This is a genomic window from Pseudomonas sp. GV071 (genome assembly GCF_003050835.1).
Classification (GTDB): Bacteria; Pseudomonadota; Gammaproteobacteria; order Pseudomonadales; family Pseudomonadaceae; genus Aquipseudomonas.
Genome location: NZ_QAOJ01000017.1, coordinates 23,231 through 40,410, shown reverse-complemented (window position 1 = coordinate 40,410; position 17,180 = coordinate 23,231). Strand labels below are relative to the sequence as shown.

General features: G+C 62.3%; 16 protein-coding genes. 7 read left to right on the top strand and 9 right to left on the bottom strand.

Annotated elements, in window-relative coordinates:
* The 4 genes from bioC to bioB form a co-directional block, all read right to left on the bottom strand.
* Positions 1-801 (bottom strand): malonyl-ACP O-methyltransferase BioC, encoded by an 801-nt coding sequence (gene bioC / locus C8K61_RS24670; protein ID WP_108099213.1) that lies wholly within the window; start codon positions 799-801, stop codon positions 1-3.
* Positions 794-1,525 carry an alpha/beta fold hydrolase gene (locus C8K61_RS24665; protein ID WP_108099211.1) on the bottom strand — a complete coding sequence of 244 codons (732 nt, stop codon included), beginning with the start codon at positions 1,523-1,525 and terminating at the stop codon, positions 794-796. The genes bioC and C8K61_RS24665 overlap by 8 nt, the downstream gene beginning before the upstream one ends.
* A complete protein-coding gene (bioF, locus tag C8K61_RS24660; RefSeq protein WP_108099209.1) occupies positions 1,518-2,705 on the bottom strand; it encodes an 8-amino-7-oxononanoate synthase in 1,188 nt (395 codons plus the stop codon). Before bioF ends, C8K61_RS24665 begins: the two co-directional genes overlap by 8 nt.
* A gap of 66 nt (positions 2,706-2,771) precedes the next feature.
* Entirely contained in the window at positions 2,772-3,830 is a 1,059-nt protein-coding gene (gene bioB, locus C8K61_RS24655; RefSeq protein WP_108099207.1) for a biotin synthase BioB, read from the bottom strand.
* A gap of 89 nt (positions 3,831-3,919) precedes the next feature.
* Between bioB and C8K61_RS24650 the strand changes: the two genes are divergently transcribed.
* The 3 genes from C8K61_RS24650 (at position 3,920) to rarD (ending at position 6,680) form a co-directional block, all read left to right on the top strand.
* Positions 3,920-4,660 (top strand): ComF family protein, encoded by a 741-nt coding sequence (locus C8K61_RS24650; RefSeq protein ID WP_108099204.1) that lies wholly within the window; start codon positions 3,920-3,922, stop codon positions 4,658-4,660.
* A 60-nt stretch (positions 4,661-4,720) separates the two neighbouring features.
* On the top strand, positions 4,721-5,695 hold the full coding sequence (locus C8K61_RS24645) for a serine/threonine protein kinase (RefSeq protein WP_108099201.1): 975 nt from the start codon (positions 4,721-4,723) through the stop codon (positions 5,693-5,695).
* A 76-nt stretch (positions 5,696-5,771) separates the two neighbouring features.
* Complete coding sequence (gene rarD, locus C8K61_RS24640; protein WP_108099199.1) at positions 5,772-6,680, top strand: EamA family transporter RarD; 909 nt, start codon at positions 5,772-5,774, stop codon at positions 6,678-6,680.
* Here rarD and C8K61_RS24635 read toward each other — a convergent pair.
* Together C8K61_RS24635 and C8K61_RS24630 are read right to left on the bottom strand one after the other, a co-directional pair.
* Positions 6,657-7,175, bottom strand: a complete 519-nt coding sequence (locus C8K61_RS24635) for a glycine cleavage system protein R (RefSeq protein ID WP_108099197.1) — start codon at positions 7,173-7,175, stop codon at positions 6,657-6,659. The genes rarD and C8K61_RS24635 overlap by 24 nt on opposite strands.
* Before the next feature lie 50 nt (positions 7,176-7,225).
* The gene (locus C8K61_RS24630) at positions 7,226-7,672 is read right to left on the bottom strand and encodes a GNAT family N-acetyltransferase (protein WP_108099195.1); all 447 of its coding nucleotides are present in this window, start codon (positions 7,670-7,672) and stop codon (positions 7,226-7,228) included.
* A gap of 328 nt (positions 7,673-8,000) precedes the next feature.
* Between C8K61_RS24630 and C8K61_RS24625 the strand changes: the two genes are divergently transcribed.
* The 4 genes from C8K61_RS24625 to C8K61_RS24610 all read left to right on the top strand — a co-directional run bounded on the left by C8K61_RS24625 (position 8,001) and on the right by C8K61_RS24610 (position 13,664).
* Positions 8,001-10,178, top strand: coding sequence for a malate synthase G (locus C8K61_RS24625; RefSeq protein WP_108099193.1), 2,178 nt, complete (start codon positions 8,001-8,003; stop codon positions 10,176-10,178).
* A 274-nt stretch (positions 10,179-10,452) separates the two neighbouring features.
* Positions 10,453-12,072 (top strand): methyl-accepting chemotaxis protein, encoded by a 1,620-nt coding sequence (locus C8K61_RS24620; protein WP_108099191.1) that lies wholly within the window; start codon positions 10,453-10,455, stop codon positions 12,070-12,072.
* A 15-nt stretch (positions 12,073-12,087) separates the two neighbouring features.
* On the top strand, positions 12,088-13,248 hold the full coding sequence (locus C8K61_RS24615) for a hypothetical protein (RefSeq protein ID WP_108099189.1): 1,161 nt from the start codon (positions 12,088-12,090) through the stop codon (positions 13,246-13,248).
* Between the two features lie 11 nt (positions 13,249-13,259).
* Complete coding sequence (locus C8K61_RS24610) at positions 13,260-13,664, top strand: phosphate ABC transporter substrate-binding protein (RefSeq protein ID WP_108099187.1); 405 nt, start codon at positions 13,260-13,262, stop codon at positions 13,662-13,664.
* A 169-nt stretch (positions 13,665-13,833) separates the two neighbouring features.
* On the opposite strand, the gene C8K61_RS24605 is transcribed toward C8K61_RS24610, so the two are convergent.
* Genes C8K61_RS24605 through C8K61_RS24595 form a run of 3 tightly spaced genes read right to left on the bottom strand, consistent with a single transcriptional unit; the run spans position 13,834 to position 16,928 of the window.
* The gene (locus C8K61_RS24605) at positions 13,834-15,024 is read right to left on the bottom strand and encodes a glycine betaine/L-proline ABC transporter ATP-binding protein (RefSeq protein WP_108099185.1); all 1,191 of its coding nucleotides are present in this window, start codon (positions 15,022-15,024) and stop codon (positions 13,834-13,836) included.
* Positions 15,021-15,875: a proline/glycine betaine ABC transporter permease gene (locus C8K61_RS24600; RefSeq protein WP_108099183.1), complete on the bottom strand. Its 855-nt coding sequence runs from the start codon at positions 15,873-15,875 to the stop codon at positions 15,021-15,023. The genes C8K61_RS24605 and C8K61_RS24600 overlap by 4 nt, the downstream gene beginning before the upstream one ends.
* A gap of 57 nt (positions 15,876-15,932) precedes the next feature.
* Positions 15,933-16,928 carry an ABC transporter substrate-binding protein gene (locus C8K61_RS24595; protein ID WP_108099181.1) on the bottom strand — a complete coding sequence of 332 codons (996 nt, stop codon included), beginning with the start codon at positions 16,926-16,928 and terminating at the stop codon, positions 15,933-15,935.
* Between the last annotated feature and the right edge of the window lie 252 nt (positions 16,929-17,180).

Here is a 17,180-nt window from a genome sequence, read left to right as displayed (position 1 = left end):
TCAACCTTCTTTTTGCAGTACGGCGTACAGCACCTGGTAGGTCGCCGGCAGGCCCTGGGGTTGGCGGAAGCGTTCGTAGGCGTCGATCAGCGCCAGAATTCGCGCACGACCCGTCAAGCCGCCTGGCCGCCCCGGGTTGAGGTTATGCGCGCCCAAGGCCTTGAGTTCGTGGGTCAGGCTGCGCACGTCGGGGTAATACAGCGCATGGGGCTGCACCTGCAGGTTCAGCACCTGCAAACCGCTGGCGGCGCACAGTTGTTGGTAATCAGTGAACTGACGGAAGCGGTTGACGTGCACATGGCCGTCCACCGCCTGCCAGCTGTCGCGCAGCTCCTGCAAGGTACCGACGCACAGACTGCTGAACGCCAGCACGCCGCCCGGGCGCAGCACGCGCTGGGCTTCGCTGAGCACGGCAGCAAAATCGCCGCACCATTGCACCGCCAGGCTGGAAAACAGCAGGTCACGGCTGGCATCGCGCAGCGGCAAGCGCTCGGCGTCGCCAGCAATAAAGTGTGTGGCGCCGCCCAATGGCCGCGCGTGTTGCAGCATGCCTTCGGCGATATCCAGGGCCATGCCCGATGCGGCGGCGAAACGCTCACCGAGGGCGCGGGTGAAATAGCCAGTGCCGCAGCCGATATCCAGCCAATCAGCGGCAACAACGCTGGCCGGCACCTGCTCCAGCAGGCGACTGCCAACCGCGCGTTGCAGCTCCGCCACGCTGTCATAGCTGGCGGCGGCGCGGGAAAACGATGCGGCCACCTGACGTTTGTCCGGCAAGCTGCCTTGGGAAAATTCAGTCATCGCCGGACTCATGCAAAAAACCCTGGATCGCCGCCGCCACTTCATGGGGGCGCTCCAGCACAAAGGCGTGGCTGGCCTGCTCGATCAAGCCCACTTCGACATCGCCGAGCAATTCCAACAGCGCACCGGCGGCCTCGGCGGGCACCAGCGCATCGCCCGCGGCAAACAGATGCAACTGCGGACCGCTGAAGGCCTGCAATGCGCCACGGGTATCCAGCGCGGCCAGCACCTGCAGCCCCTGCAGCAATTCAGCAGGGACGCTTCGGGGCGCACCAGCGGCGAGTTGCCGAGCCAAGCTGCGCGACTCTTGCCCGCCTTGGGCGCAGAGCAGGCTGAAGCGTTTCAGGGTGGTGTCCGGGTTTTCCGCACAGCCCTGCAGAAAGCTGGCGAAGTCATCCGCCGGCATCGCCTGCGGCCACAGGCTGCTGGCGACAAAGTTGCTGTTGCTGGCCAGGGTCACCAGGCCGCAGCAGCGGTCAGCACGTCGCGCCGCCAGCTCGGCCGCGAGCATGCCGCCCAGCGACCAGCCACCTAGCCAGCAGTCTTGCGGCAGGTTGGCGTCCAGCTCATCCAGCCAGTCGGCGGGGTCGCTGGAGTCCACTGACGGCAATGGCTCGATCTGCACCCGCAGGCGCTCATCCAAGCCGCGCAAGGCCGCGGCCAGTGGTTCCAGCGGTGCACTGCCCAGGCCCCAGCCCGGCAGCAAGACAAGACGATTACGCATCGGCCGGCTCCAACAACGGCCAGCAATCAGCCAGCGCGTTGAGCAACTGCTGCACCTGCGCTTCGCTGTGGGCGGCCGACAGCGTCACCCGCAATCGCGCACTGCCCGGCGGTACGGTCGGTGGGCGAATGGCAGTGACCATCAAGCCGCGCTCACGCAACATCTGCGACAGGCGCACGGCGCGACCGGCGTCGCCAATCAGAATCGGCTGAATCGGCGTAAAGCTGTCCATCAGCTGCAGGCCGATGGCTTCGGCGCCCCTGCGAAATTGCTGAATCAGGCTATTCAGGTGATCGCGCCGCCATTGCTCAGTGCGCAGCAACTTGAGGCTTTGCAGGGTGGCGCAGGCCAGCGCCGGTGGCTGGCTGGTGGTGTAGATGTAGGGCCGGGCGAACTGCACCAGGGTTTCGATCAACTCTTCGCTGCCGGCAACAAAGGCGCCGGCCGTGCCAAAGGCTTTGCCCAGGGTGCCGACCAGCACCGGCACGTCGTCCATGCTCAGGCCGTAGTGCTCGACGATGCCGCCGCCGTTGGCGCCCAGCGGGCCGAAGCCATGGGCGTCGTCAACCATCAGCCAGGCGCCAGCCGCTTTGCAGGTTTTCGCCAGGGTCGGCAGGTCGGCCAGATCGCCGTCCATGCTGAATACCCCGTCGGTGACCACCAGCGTGTTGCCCTCAGGCTCTTTTTTAGAAGAGCGGGCGATACGCATACACAAACTATCGGCATCGTTATGCAGATAGCGGGAAAACCGCGCGCCGCTGAGCAGTCCGGCATCCAGCAAGGACGCGTGATTAAGCCGGTCTTCCAACACCGTATCGCCCTGCCCCACCAGCGCCGTGACGGCGCCGAGGTTGGCCATATAACCGGTGGAAAACAGCAGTGCCCGCGGCCGGCCGGTGAGGTCGGCCAGGGCTTCTTCCAGCTCGTGGTGCGGCGTGCTGTGGCCAATCACCAGGTGCGAGGCGCCGCCGCCCACGCCCCAGCGCTGGGCGCCGGCTTGCCAGGCGGCAATCACTTCGGGGTGGTTGGCCAGGCCCAGGTAGTCGTTATTGCAGAAGGCCAACAAGGGTTTTCCGTCGACCACCACGGTGGGACCCTGCGGGGTTTCCAGCAGCGGGCGTTGGCGATAGAGGTTGTCGGCGCGGCGCGCGGCCAGGCGGGCGGAGAGATCGAAGCTCATGGCAGATCAAAGCTCGGCATTAAAACGCGCCGCCCGGAGCAAGCCAGGCGGCGCGGGAAAGGACGATCAGGCCGAGGCCGCGTCGTAGAACAGTTCGCTGCTCTTCTGCTCGATCAGTGCTTGCTCGATGGCGGCCTGGTGCACTTCGTCGGCATGCTCTTCGCGCTCTTCGGGTTTGATCCCCAGGCGGCTGAACAACAGCATGTCCTTGTCCGCCTGCGGGTTGGCGGTGGTCAGCAGTTTTTCGCCGTAGAAAATCGAGTTGGCGCCAGCGAAGAAGGCCAGGGCTTGCATCTGTTCGTTCATGGCTTCGCGGCCAGCGGACAGGCGCACGTGCGATTGCGGCATCAGAATGCGCGCCACGGCGAGCATGCGGATGAAGTCGAAGGGGTCGACGTCTTCGGCGTTAGCCAACGGAGTGCCCTGCACTTTCACCAGCATGTTGATCGGCACCGACTCCGGGTGCTCCGGCAGGTTGGCCAACTGAATCAACAGGCCGGCGCGGTCGTCCAGCGACTCGCCCATGCCGAGGATGCCGCCGGAACAGATCTTCATGCCCGCATCGCGCACATAGGCGAGGGTTTGCAGACGCTCGCCGTAGGTGCGGGTGGTGATGATGCTGCCGTAGAACTCCGGCGAGGTGTCGAGGTTGTGGTTGTAGTAATCCAGGCCGGCTTCAGCCAGGGCGCTGGTCTGCTCTTTATCCAGCTTGCCGAGGGTCATGCAGGTTTCCAGGCCCAGGGCCTTCACGCCTTTGACCATCTGCAGCACGTAGGGCATGTCTTTGGCAGAGGGGTGTTTCCACGCCGCGCCCATGCAGAAGCGAGTGGAACCGATGGCCTTGGCTTCCGCCGCTGCCTCGAGAACCTTCTGCACTTCCATCAGTTTTTGCTTATCCAGGCCGGTGTTGTAGTGGCCGGATTGCGGGCAGTACTTGCAGTCTTCCGGGCAGGCGCCGGTTTTGATCGACAGCAGGGTCGAGACCTGTACGCGGTTGGCATCGAAATGCGCGCGGTGCACGGTCTGGGCCTGGAACAACAGGTCGTTGAAAGGCTGTTGAAAAAGCGCCTTAACCTCAGCAAGGGACCAATCGTGACGCAGGTTAGGTGTGGTGGTGGCGCTCATCTGGCAATCCTTCTTGTAGTCGTGCGCGGGGCGTAAACCGTAAAGCCCACAAGCGCGGTATGGATGTTCGGCATAGTTAAGGAAGCGAAATGCGCTGTCAACCTGATCGATGGAAGCAGGTTTACAACTGGTTAAATATTAAACAATTGTGTTTGTTGTGCGATCAGCGCGGCAATTATCCCTACGCCATCTGCAGCCCCTGTGAAACCGAGTTGCCATGGCTGGACGCACACTGCCATATCTGCGCTTTGCCGTTACCGGCGCTCGGGCAGATCTGCGGTGAATGCCAGAAACAGCGGCCCTATTTCGATCAGGTAGTGGTGCCCTGGCACTACGGCTTTCCCGTCGACGAGCTGATTACCCGATTCAAGCACCACGGCAAGTGGCCAGTGGGACGTCTGCTGGGGGAGCTTTTGTCACACCATCTGCTAAACGCCTTCGCTCAGGGCCTGCCGCGCCCGGACCTGCTGGTGCCAGTACCGCTGGGCAAACAGCGCTTGCGCCAGCGCGGCTTCAACCAGGCCGGCATGCTCGCCGACTGGCTAGGTACACCGTTGCAACTGGAGGTGAATGCTCACCTGCTGCGCCGCGAACGAGAAACCAACGCCCAGCAAGACCTTGACGCCGCTGCCCGCCAGCGCAATCTGCGCAATGCCTTCAGCCTCACCGAGCCCGCACGGGTAAAGGGCCGCCACCTGGCGCTGGTCGACGACGTGCTCACCACCGGCGCCACCGCCAACAGCCTGGCGCGCCAGCTGAAACAAGCCGGCGCCCGGCGGGTTGACGTGTATTGCCTGGCGCGCACACCGAAACCCGGCGAAACACCGTGAGTGGCACCGTCGCCCAGCCACTGGGCGTACACTGGCGCCCCACGCCGCCTGGAATGCCCCATGAGCCACCCATTTGCCGAACTCACGCCCGACCTGGTTCTCGATGCCGTCGAAAGCATCGGGTTTCTCAGCGACGCCCGCGTAATGGCGCTCAACAGCTACGAAAACCGCGTGTACCAGGTGGGTATCGATGAAGGCCAGCCGCTGATTGCCAAGTTCTACCGCCCCGCGCGCTGGACCGATGCGGCCATTCTCGAAGAACACAGCTTTACCGCAGAACTTGCCGACTGCGAGGTGCCGGTAGTGGCGCCGCTGCTGCACAACGGCAAAACCCTATTCGAACACCAAGGTTTTCGCTTCACCCTGTTTCCCCGCCGTGGCGGTCGCGCGCCCGAGCCCGGCAACCTTGACCAGCTCTATCGCCTCGGCCAACTGCTGGGCCGCTTGCACGGCGTCGGCGCCAGCAAGCCGTTTGCGCACCGTGGCGAGCTGGATGTACAGACGTTCGGCCGCGACTCGCTGACCACCCTGCTGGAAGGCAACTTCATTCCCAAAAGCCTGCTGCCGGCTTATGAGTCGGTGGCCCGCGATGCGTTGAAACGGGTCGAAGACCTCTACGCCGCCACTCCCTACCAGGCCATCCGCATGCACGGTGACTGCCATCCCGGCAACATGATGTGCCGCGACGAGGTGTTCCATATCGTCGACCTCGACGACTGCCGCATGGGCCCGGCCGTGCAGGATTTGTGGATGATGCTGGCCGGCGACCGCCAGGAACGCCTGGGCCAACTCGCCGAACTGGTCGACGGCTACCAGGAATTCCACGACTTCAACCCGCGCCAACTGCCGCTGATCGAAGCCCTGCGCACCTTGCGCCTGATGCACTACAGCGCCTGGCTGGCACGGCGCTGGGACGACCCGGCGTTCCCCATGAGCTTCCCCTGGTTTGGCACCGAGCGTTACTGGGGTGAGCAGATTCTGATCTTGCGCGAGCAGCTGTCGGCCCTGCAGGAAGAGCCGCTGCGACTGTTTTGAACAGAACCGCGACACGCGCCTGGAGCCGCTGAGCGGCTGGCCCTAGAATGGCCGGCCAGTCAGTCGAGGTGTCCCCATGCAAGCCGCCAACCCGCGTCGCGGGTATCTGCTCGGTATTTCCGCGTACATCATCTGGGGCTTGTTCCCGCTGTACTTCAAAGCCATCGCCAACGTGCCGGCGGTGGAAATCATCGTCCACCGCGTGCTCTGGTCGGCGCTGTTCGGCGCCCTGCTGCTGTTGGTGTGGAAGCACCCGCGCTGGCTGGCCGACTTGCGCAGCAACCCCCGCCGTTTCGGCGTGCTGGTGGCCAGCGGCGCACTGATTGCCGTCAACTGGCTGACCTACGTGTGGGCGGTGAACAACGGCCACATGCTCGACGCCAGCCTTGGCTACTACATCAACCCGCTGATCAACGTGCTGCTGGGCATGCTGTTATTGGGCGAACGCTTGCGCCGCCTGCAATGGCTGGCGGTGACCTTGGCCAGCATCGGCGTGGCGCAGCAATTGTGGCTGGCCGGGCATGTGCCGTGGATCTCGCTGATGCTGGCGCTGTCGTTCGCCTTCTACGGCCTGATCCGCAAGCAGGCGCCAGTGGCCGCGCTACCGGGGTTGGTGGTGGAAACCTGGATGTTGGTGCCGTTCGCCATCGGCTGGCTGTTGCTCAACCCAGACTCGATGAGCCGCCAGCCTGAGTTCTGGAGCAGCACCCAGTGGCTGTGGGTGGCCGCCGCCGGACCGGTAACGCTGGTGCCGCTGCTGTGTTTCAACGCTGCCGCGCGGCACCTACCCTACGCCGCTTTGGGCTTTTTACAGTACGTGGCGCCGACCCTCGTGCTGCTGCAGGCCGTGCTGCTGTTTGGCGAGCATTTGAGCACCAGCACCCTGACCGCCTTCGCCTTTATCTGGGCGGCGTTGGCGATCTATAGCGTGGATGCCTGGCGCAGTTTGCAGCGCAATAAACTACTGCTCGCTGCGCAGAACTAATTCAACCATCAGGTCATCTGCCAACGTCTCGAGGCGTGCTTGCAGTACGTCGAGGGACAACGTCAGCGGCACCGCCAGCACCGCCTCGGCATGGAACAGCGGCTCGCTGCTCATCGGTGCCGGCATCACGTCGGTTTCCAGGCTTTCGACGTTCACTTCCAGCTCGCTGAGCACCCGGGTGATATCGCGCACGATGCCCGGACGGTCGTTGCCCACCAGGTCGAGCAGAATCGGTTTCCAGGTGCAGGCCGGCTCAATGCCGCTTTCCGCCAACAGCACGCGAATGCCCTGATCGTTCAAGGCTTGCAACGAGGCCACCAGTTCGGCGTGGGCTTCAGCCGGCACGCTGACTTTGAGAATCCCGGCAAATTGCCCTGCCATGCGCGACATGCGGCTTTCCAGCCAGTTGCCACCGTGGGTGGAGATGCAGCTGGCGATCTTTTCCACCAGGCCAGGCTGGTCTTCGGCAATCACGGTAAGGACCAAATGGTTCACGGGGTGGCTCCTCAAATTTAACGGGTTGCGGGATCAGGCGGATATTCGCCCTACGCCAGACTCAACCAATACGTCAGATAAACCTCGTCCTTCACATACCCCAGGCTTTCATACAGCGCCTGGCCGGCCACGTTGGTTTTCGCCGTTTCCAGCTGCAAACCACAGGCGCCGGTGGCGTCAGCATGTGCGCGGGCAGCGTTCATCAACAGCTCACCGACGCCTTGGCGGCGAGCGTTCGGGCTGACATACAAATCACTGAGCAAAAACGCTGGCGCCAGGGCCAACGAGGACAAAAACGGGTACAGCTGCACGAAGCCCTGGGCCGTTCCAGACGCGTCGCGGGCCAATAGCAGGGTCGAATCGCCCTTTTGCAGACGAGCGGCGAGAAACTCGCGAATCACTTCAACCGGCCGCGGCACCTGGTAAAACTCCAGGTAACCGGCAAACAACCCGGCGAGCTCGTCGAGATCGCTGGCGACAACGGCTTTTACGGGCATGTACGGCGCTCCATAGGGGGTTGCGGCAGTATAGGCAAAAGCCGATAACGGCTGTCGAGGCGGGCCAAATAGGTAGTAACACTACAAAATCGTGTACGAAATGCAGATTTTTGTGGAACAAAACCCCATTTTTTTGAGAACATCCGCGCCCCCGTTGTGACCGCGAGGCCCTAGGCCGGTCGCGGTTCGACGCGCGCCCGCTGATTTTCACCCGATCATGATGTAGTATGCCGCGCCACGGACTACAAGACGGCCAACGCCGGGTCCGTACAGGGCTATCCGCAGTGAGCTATTGAGTACAGCTAAGAGCTGAGCAGAGAGGCAAGTAATGACTGAGCGCGTTCAAGTCGGTGGCCTGCAGGTCGCCAAAGTCCTGTTCGACTTCGTAAACAACGAAGCCATCCCCGGTACCGGGATTTCTGCCGAGCAGTTCTGGGAAGGCGCGCAAAGCGTCATCAAGGACCTGGCACCGAAGAACCAAGCACTACTCGCCAAACGTGACGACTTCCAGGCCAAGATCGACGCCTGGCACCAGGCACGTGCTGGCCAGGCGCATGACGCCGTGGCTTACAAAGCCTTCCTGGAACAAATTGGTTACCTGCTGCCAGAAGTTGCAGATTTCCAAGCCACTACCCAAAACGTCGACGAAGAAATCGCCCACATGGCCGGCCCACAGCTGGTAGTGCCGGTGATGAACGCACGTTTCGCCCTCAACGCTTCCAACGCCCGCTGGGGTTCGCTCTACGATGCCCTGTATGGCACCGACGCGATCAGCGAGGAAGGCGGCGCCGAGAAAGGCAAGGGTTACAACAAGGTTCGTGGTGACAAGGTTATCGCCTTCGCCCGCGCCTTCCTCGACGAAGCCGCGCCCCTGGCTGCTGGCTCCCACGTCGACTCCAACGCGTACAAAATCATCGACGGCAAACTGGTGGTCGGCCTCAAAGGCGGCAGCAACACCGGTCTGCGCGACGACGCTCAGCTGATCGGCTTCCAAGGCCCGGCTGACGCCCCGGTTGCTGTGCTGCTCAAGCACAACGGCCTGCACTTCGAAATCCAGATCGACGCCTCCAGCCCGATCGGCCAGACCGATGCCGCCGGCGTCAAAGACGTTCTGATGGAAGCGGCGCTGACCACCATCATGGACTGCGAAGACTCGGTTGCTGCCGTCGATGCCGACGACAAGACCGTGATCTACCGCAACTGGCTCGGCCTGATGAAGGGCGACCTGTCCGAAGAAGTGGCCAAAGGTGGCACCACCTTCACCCGCACCATGAACCCGGATCGCGTCTACACCAAGACCGACGGTAGCGAGCTGACCCTGCACGGTCGCAGCCTGCTGTTCGTGCGTAACGTTGGCCACCTGATGACCAACCCGGCGATTCTCGATGCCCAAGGCAACGAGATTCCGGAAGGCATCCAGGACGCGTTGTTCACCAGCCTGATCGCGGTGCACAACCTCAAGGGCAATACCAGCCGCAAGAACACCCGTACCGGCTCGGTGTACATCGTTAAGCCAAAAATGCACGGCCCGGAAGAAGTCGCCTTCACCAGCGAAATCTTCAGCCGCGTTGAAGACGTTCTCGGCCTGCCGCGCAACACCCTGAAAGTCGGCATCATGGACGAAGAGCGCCGCACCACCGTCAACCTCAAGGCCTGCATCAAAGCCGCCAGCGAGCGCGTGGTGTTCATCAACACCGGTTTCCTCGACCGTACTGGCGATGAAATCCACACCTCGATGGAAGCCGGCGCCGTTGTGCGCAAAGCGGCCATGAAGTCCGAGAAGTGGATCGCTGCCTACGAGAACTGGAACGTCGACATCGGCCTGGCCACCGGCCTGCAAGGTCGCGCCCAGATCGGTAAAGGCATGTGGGCCATGCCCGACCTGATGGCCGGCATGCTCGAGCAGAAAATCGCTCACCCACTGGCCGGCGCCAACACCGCCTGGGTTCCGTCGCCAACCGCCGCTGCGCTGCACGCTCTGCACTACCACAAGGTTGACGTGTTCGCCCGTCAAGCCGAACTGGCCAAGCGCGCCCGTGCCTCGATCGACGACATCCTCAGCATCCCGCTGGCGGCTAACACCAACTGGTCTGCAGACGAAATCCAGAACGAACTGGACAACAACTCGCAGGGCATTCTGGGTTACGTCGTGCGCTGGATCGACCAGGGCGTCGGCTGCTCGAAAGTGCCGGACATCAACGACGTCGGCCTGATGGAAGACCGCGCTACCCTGCGTATCTCCAGCCAGCTGCTGGCCAACTGGCTGCGTCATGGCATTGCCAGCGAAGAGCAGATCGTGGCCAGCCTGAAGCGCATGGCGCCGGTGGTTGACCGTCAGAACGCCAACGACCCGCTGTACCGTCCGCTCGCTCCGGACTTCGATAACAACATCGCGTTCCAGGCTGCCCTGGAGCTGGTGATCGAAGGCGCCAAGCAACCGAACGGCTACACCGAGCCGGTTCTGCACCGTCGTCGTCGTGAATTCAAAGCCAAAAACGGCCTGTAATTCACCCGGCAACTGGCACTGAAAAAACGCCCTTCGGGGCGTTTTTTTATGGGCGATCGCAGGCGATGCCATCCAATTGCCATCATTGCGAAAAATATTCCGGAGAAGCCCTACAGACAACCGGACCAGTGGCTATGTTGAAAACTTCAGCTGGCCGGTTAAATGCCGATAAAAAATGTGCACCAGTCGATATAATGGTCAAGTCGTGACCAATAAAAGATAAAAAGTTTCACTTTCTAACTTTTGCTCTCTGCGCAGTCGGGAAAACCTGTCCATGTTCAAAAATATGTCGCTGACCCTCAAGCTTTCGCTGCCGCCCGCCGTGGCACTCATCGGCCTATTGCTGTTCGTGGTCTACACCGCTACCCAACTGAGCAACAACGACACCCGCCTGGTGGCCCTGGAGAAACAGAGCTACCCGACCCTGGAAAATGCCGACGCGGTGATCTTCCAGTTCTCGCGTATTCCCGGCCTGCTCAACAGCGCTGTTGCCGCCGGTGAAATGGAAACCCTCAACGACGCCCGCAAGGTGCTCGAAGAGATCAACAGCAAGCAGCAAGCGCTGCAAACCCTGACCAAGGACCAGCCGCAACGCAGCGACGAACTGCGCACCTGGACCAGTGCGGTTAAGGGCTACGCCGACAACGCCTTTTCGGCCACCGAACAACTGCTCAAAGGCACCGCCTTTGACGACCTGCGCCCCAACCTCGACCGCATGGCCACCGACCTGCAACTGGCACAGAAAGCCGGCGAGCAGTTCCGCACCCACGCCTACGACGACTTTCAGACCAGCCTGGCGCAAACCCGCACTGACAACGCCACCACCACCCGTGTCGGTTTTGGCCTGAGCATCGCCCTGATCCTGCTGGTGAGCATCGGCTCGGTGATGGTGATCCGCAGCGTGATGAGCAACATCCACGGCGTGATCGATTCGCTGAAAGCCATCGCCAGCGGCGACGGCGACCTGACCCGCCGGGTCAACGTGGAAACCAGCGACGAAATCGGCGTGATGATCAAACTGTTCAACGGTTTCCTCGACAAGCTGCAGGGCACCATTCGCCAGATCGTCGATGCCGCCAGCCCGCTGGGCGGGATGTCCAAAGAGCTGTACCGACTGACCCAGGGCGCCGAAGAAAACGCGCGCTCGCAACAGGGCCACACCGACTCCATCAGCCGCGACATTTCCACCATGACCGGCAGCATCCAGGAAGTGGCGCAGCGTTCGCAGCAAGCCTCGCAAGAAGCCGGCGCGGCCTCCAAGCAGGCCGAAACGGCGCGGCAGAACATCGGCAGCCTGTCTTCCAGCATCAGCGACCTGGGCAGCAGCGTGTTGGGCTCGGTCAAGGCCATGGAGCAGTTGGAAGAGGAAACCCAGCAAGTCGGCTCGGTGCTTACCGTAATCCGCAGCATCGCCGAACAGACCAACCTGTTGGCGCTCAACGCCGCCATCGAAGCCGCCCGTGCCGGCGAGCAGGGCCGTGGTTTTGCCGTGGTCGCCGACGAGGTGCGCAACCTGGCGCAAAAGACCGCCGCCAGCACCGCCGAAATCCAGAACATCATTCAGCGCCTGCAAAGCAGTGCCAACGGCGTGTTGAATGTAATGACCCTGAACGGGGAAAAGGCCCAAGCCAGCATTGAACGCTCGGTTGCCGCCACCCAGACCCTGGAAGCCATTGCCCAGGCCGTTCGCCAGATTGACGAGTTGAATGCCGGGATCGCCCAGTTCACCCAGGAGCAGATCGGCCTGTCCAACTCGATTCAGAAAGACACAGAAGTGTTGCAGAGGGATACGCAAGCAACCACACACGGGGCCGATGCGACCGCACGCCTTGGCGAGCAGTTGGTCAGCACTGGGGACCATTTGCGCGCCGCTACGGCCCAATTCCGCGTTTAACACGAGAGCACCAGAATGACCCAACTCCGAGTACTCACCCTCGCAGCCTGCCTTGCGAGTACGTCCGCTTTCGCCCTCGACCAGGGCGAATACCGCTTCAACGGTTTCGGCACCGCCGGCATCACCCACCTGGGTGGTGAAGACGATGGCCGCAGCTACGGCGTCAATGGCCAGACCAACGATTCCTGGCGCGGCGACCAGCTGTCCAAGCTCGGCGGCCAGTTCCAGTACGGCCTCACCGACACCGTCGGCGTCACCGTGCAAGCCACTGCCAAGCCTGAGCAGGACAACTGGAAAGCCAACCTGGAGTGGGCCTACCTGTCGTGGCAGGCCACCGACGGCCTGATGCTGCGTACCGGCCGTCTGCGCAGCCCGGTGTACATGTACTCGGAAACCCTCGACGTCGGCTTCACCTACCCGTGGCTGCGTCTGCCGGACGAGGTTTACAGCCAGGTTCAGGTGAGCAACTACGAAGGCGCTGACGCCATCTACACCCTGCCACTGTCCTTCGGCTCGGTGGCCTTCCAGGTCGCTGGCGGCCAGGCCGTGAACCGCAACATCTTCGCCGCCGATGAGCTCTACGACATCGACTACAAGAAGATCTTCGCCGCCAACGTCAGCCTCGCTACCAATGACTTCGGTACCGTGCGTTTGGGCTACACCGAGGCCGATATCAACACCGATATCACCGCCCGCGTGACCACCCCGTTCGGCACCCAGACCACCATCCCGCTGAACCAGCTGGATGACCAGAAAGGCAAGTTCACCTCGATCGGCTACCAGTACGACAACGGTACCTGGCTGACCGCCAACGAGTGGACCAGCCGCGTTATCGAAGCCGATGACCAAGGCAGCACCGACGCGTTCTACCTGATGGGTGGCCGCCGCTTCGGCGACTTCCTGGCCCACGTCACCTATGCCCAGTTGGACGAAGACGACGGTCGCCAGACGTCCTGGACCTATGGCCTGAACTACAACGTGACCCCGACCGTGATCGTCAAAAGCGAATACAAACGCGTAGACACCAGCGGCAACGGCTACAACGGCGTGTTCGTCGAAAAAGCCCAGGAAAGCTACAACCACGCGGTGTACTCGGCCACCAACGGCCTGGCAGGCACGCCTTCGCGCAACTACGACGGTGACATCATCAGCGTCGGCGTTGACTTCGTATTCTAAGGAGAGCCCCCATGAAGTTCGTAATCAGCGCTCTCAGTGCCTGCACCCTGGTGGCCATTGCCACCGCCGCCCAGGCCGAAGTGGCCGTGATCGTCAACGCCGGCGCCAGCGCCGCGCCGACCCAATCGGACGTGGCCAACATCTTTCTCGGCAAGGACAAGTCCCTCAAGGGCGTCGACCAGAAAGACTGGAACCCCACCAAAGACAAGTTCTACAGCGGCGTGACGAGCAAGAACGAGTCGCAGCTGAAGTCCTACTGGTCGGGCCTGGTGTTCACCGGCAAGGGCCAACCGCTGCCAAGCGTGGCCGATGACGCCGCCGTGGTCGCCAAGGTTGGCGCCGAAGCCGACGCCATTGGCTACGTCGACAAAGCGGCCGTGACCGACAAGGTGAAAGTGCTGTTCACCCTGCCGTAAGCGCCGTTTCGCGCGACAAAAAAACCGCCCTCCGGGGCGGTTTTTTTATGGGCATACATATCCCCTGTAGATCGTAGGTTGGGTTGAGCCGCAGGCGAAGCCCAACAATCGCGAACCTGTTGGGCTTCGCTGCGCTCAACCCAACCTACGCCGTTCCCACGGTTTGGCGTTACGCCGCCGAATCCAGCGCCGGGCTCACCAACTGCACCACCTTCTTGCGCGACAACCAGCCAACGAACTCACCGTCATCACCCGTCACGGCCACTGGCTGCGGCTCACGCAGCAGTTGGCCCAGCACCTCATCCAACCCGGTGCTCGCCGGCACCGACGCCACGTCATCCAGGTAAGCGGAAATATCCCGCGCCCCCGCTGCCAACGCACGCTGCGCCGCACTCTGGGTCAGCACGCCACGCAGGTTGCGGCCGTCCAGCACCGGGGCGTAATCGAAGGCGCGCTCCTGCAACCGCTCCAGCGCCCGAGCCGGTGCGGTACGGGTGGTGAGGGTCAACGCCTTGCGCTCGCTCAAGGCGTGGGAGGCGGTCAGCACCTTGCCGCGGTTCACGTCCTGCAAAAACGCCTGCACGTAGTCGTTGGCCGGGTTGAGCAGGATGTCTTCCGGCGCGCCTTCTTGCACCAGCTCGCCGTCTTTGAGGATGGCGATGCGGTTGCCCAGGCGCAGGGCTTCGTCCAGATCGTGGGTAATGAATACGATGGTCTTGTTCAGCTTGGCCTGCAGCGCCAGCAACTGGTCCTGCATCTCGCGGCGGATCAGTGGGTCGAGGGCCGAGAACGCTTCATCCATCAGCAGAATGTCGGCGTCGGTAGCCAACGCGCGGGCCAGGCCAACGCGTTGCTGCATGCCACCGGAGAGCTGGCGGGGGTACTGCTTTTCAAAGCCCTTCAAACCCACCTGCTCCAGCCAGTGACGGGCCTTGGCCTCGCGCTCGGCCTTGGGCATGCCTTGCACCTGCAAACCATAGGCGGCGTTGTCCAGCACGTTGCGGTGGGGGAACAGGCCGAAGCGCTGGAACACCATGCTCATGGTGCGCTGACGAAACTGCTCAAGCTCACGCGGGCCGAGGGCCATGACGTCCTGACCGTCCACCAGAATCTGCCCGGCAGTCGGTTCGATCAGGCGGTTGAAGTGGCGAATCAGGGTGGACTTGCCCGAGCCGGACAAGCCCATGATCACGTAAATACTCCCGGCTTCGATGCTCAAGCTGATGTCGCGCAGACCCAGGGTGTGGCCGTTCTTGCCGAGCAGTTCGTCCTTGCTCATACCGCCCTGTACCGCTTCCAGGCAGGCCTTTTCGTGACGGCCGAAGATTTTGTAGATACCGCGGATCTCGATCTTGCTCATTGCTGAACTCCTTGCTGGCGCTGGCCGTAAGCCTGGGTGATGCGATCGAACATGATCGCCAGTGCAACGATGGCGAGTCCGGCCAACAAGCCGCGCCCTACCTCCAGACGGTTGATGCCGAGCAGCACTTCCTGGCCCAGACCACGGGCACCGATCATCGAAGCGACCACCACCATCGACAGCGCCATCATGGTGGTCTGGTTGATGCCGGCCATGATGTTCGGCAGCGCCAGCGGCAGCTGCACGCCGAACAGTTGCTGACGCGGGTTGGCGCCAAAGGCGCGAGAGGCTTCCAGTACGTCTTCATCGACCAGGCGGATGCCCAGTTCGGTCAGGCGAATCACCGGCGGTACGGCGTAGATCACCGTGGCGATGATCGCCGGGATCTTGCCCAGGCCGAACAGCATCACCACCGGAATCAGGTACACGAAGCTGGGCATGGTCTGCATCACATCCAGCAGCGGGGTGAACACCCGACGCGCCCAATTCACCCGGCCCATGAAGATGCCCATGGGAATACCGATCAGCACCGACAGACCGGTGGCCATGATCATCAACGCCAGGGTTTGCATGCCGCGGTCCCACAGGCCAACCAGGCCGATGACACACAGCAGCGCGGCCATACCGACGCTCAACAACAGGCGCCGACTCACCGCCAGACTCAACACGAACACCGCCAACACAATCGACCACCAGGGCGCGATGCGGAGCAGGTGCTCCAGCCACACCAGGGCCTGCAGGATGGGTTTGGACAGGGACTCCAGGACATCGGCATAACGCACCACCAACTGCTCAACAAAGGCGTCGATGGCATGGCGCAAATCGCGCGCGGGGAATAACTCGGGGAACATAACAACACACTCTCTACGCGGCCCAGCCACGCCAGCGCGGCTGGGCGGGCTGAACGACTACAACGCTTGCTTGACCTGCTCGGCAACGGCCGGCGGCAGCCATTGGCTCCAGACTTCCGGATGCTGAGTGAGGAAGCGCTGGGCGGCTTCTTCAGGCTCCGCGCCTTCTTCCTCGTACCAGGACAGCAAGGCGTTGAGCTGGTCGGGGGAGATCGCCACCTTGCTCAGAAAACTCGCCAACTGTGGCGCTTGCTCGCTGAACTGGGTGTTCACGCCGGTGAGCACTTGGGTCGGCGGGTAGCCAGTGGGCTTGGGATTGGCACAGGTCGGTAGCGTGTTGCACGCGGCAGCGTCGGCATCAACCGGCGGCAGGTCGAGTTTGACCAGGTCCAGTTGGCCGACCACGGTGGTCGGTTGCCAGTAGTAGAAAACGATGTTGCGTTTGCGCTTGTAGGCCGACGTGATCGCCGCTTTTTGCGCGGCGCCGGTACCGGGGCCGAACAGGGTGAAGCTGTCGTCAAGCTTCAGCGCCTTGAACAGGTTGGCGGTGCTCACGCCGCAGCTCCAGCCGGCCGGGCAATTGTAGAAGCGGCCCTTTTCCGGTTCTTCCGGGTCGGTGAATTCGTCTTTGTATTTGGGCAGATCGGCGGCGCTTTTCAGCGCGGGGAAACGCTCGGCGACGTAACGCGGGATGTACCAGCCTTCGGTGCCTTCAAACACCGTACCGAGGGATTTGACCTTGCCACCGGTAACGGCCTTTTCCCATGGCACACCGATGGTGGTGGCCCAGATCTCGGCATTCACATCGACGTCACCGCGCTGCATGGCAGCGAGCATGGTCAGAGTTTCACCGGACTCGACTTCGGTCTTGCAGCCGTAGCCTTCGGTGATGATGAACCGTTCGATCTCGGTGATGATCAGGTTGGTTTCCCAATTCATCCCGCCGAATTTTACCGGCCGGTCGAGCTCGCATTTCGGTGCGGCCAGTGCCGGTAGCGACACGGTGCATAAGCCAAGGCTCACGACACCCGCCAGGGTGGTGATGGACTTCATCGTCAGTCTCCATACATCAAGAGCCAAGCAGGCTCTACAAGATGAGTCACCGAGGGCGACTCGCAGCAGCGTGGGCAGGGCCACACCAGGAAAAGGGCGCAAAAGAGGGCGCGCCCCAAAAGCAGAATTAGGGGTCATACAAGGGTCAGGCAGCGGGCTACCCTACCGGAAATGACCGTAAAAGGCAAAAAACGACCTGGCACGATCACAGCAAATGGGCTTTTTATTGCTGAAATTGACTAACTAAATCCG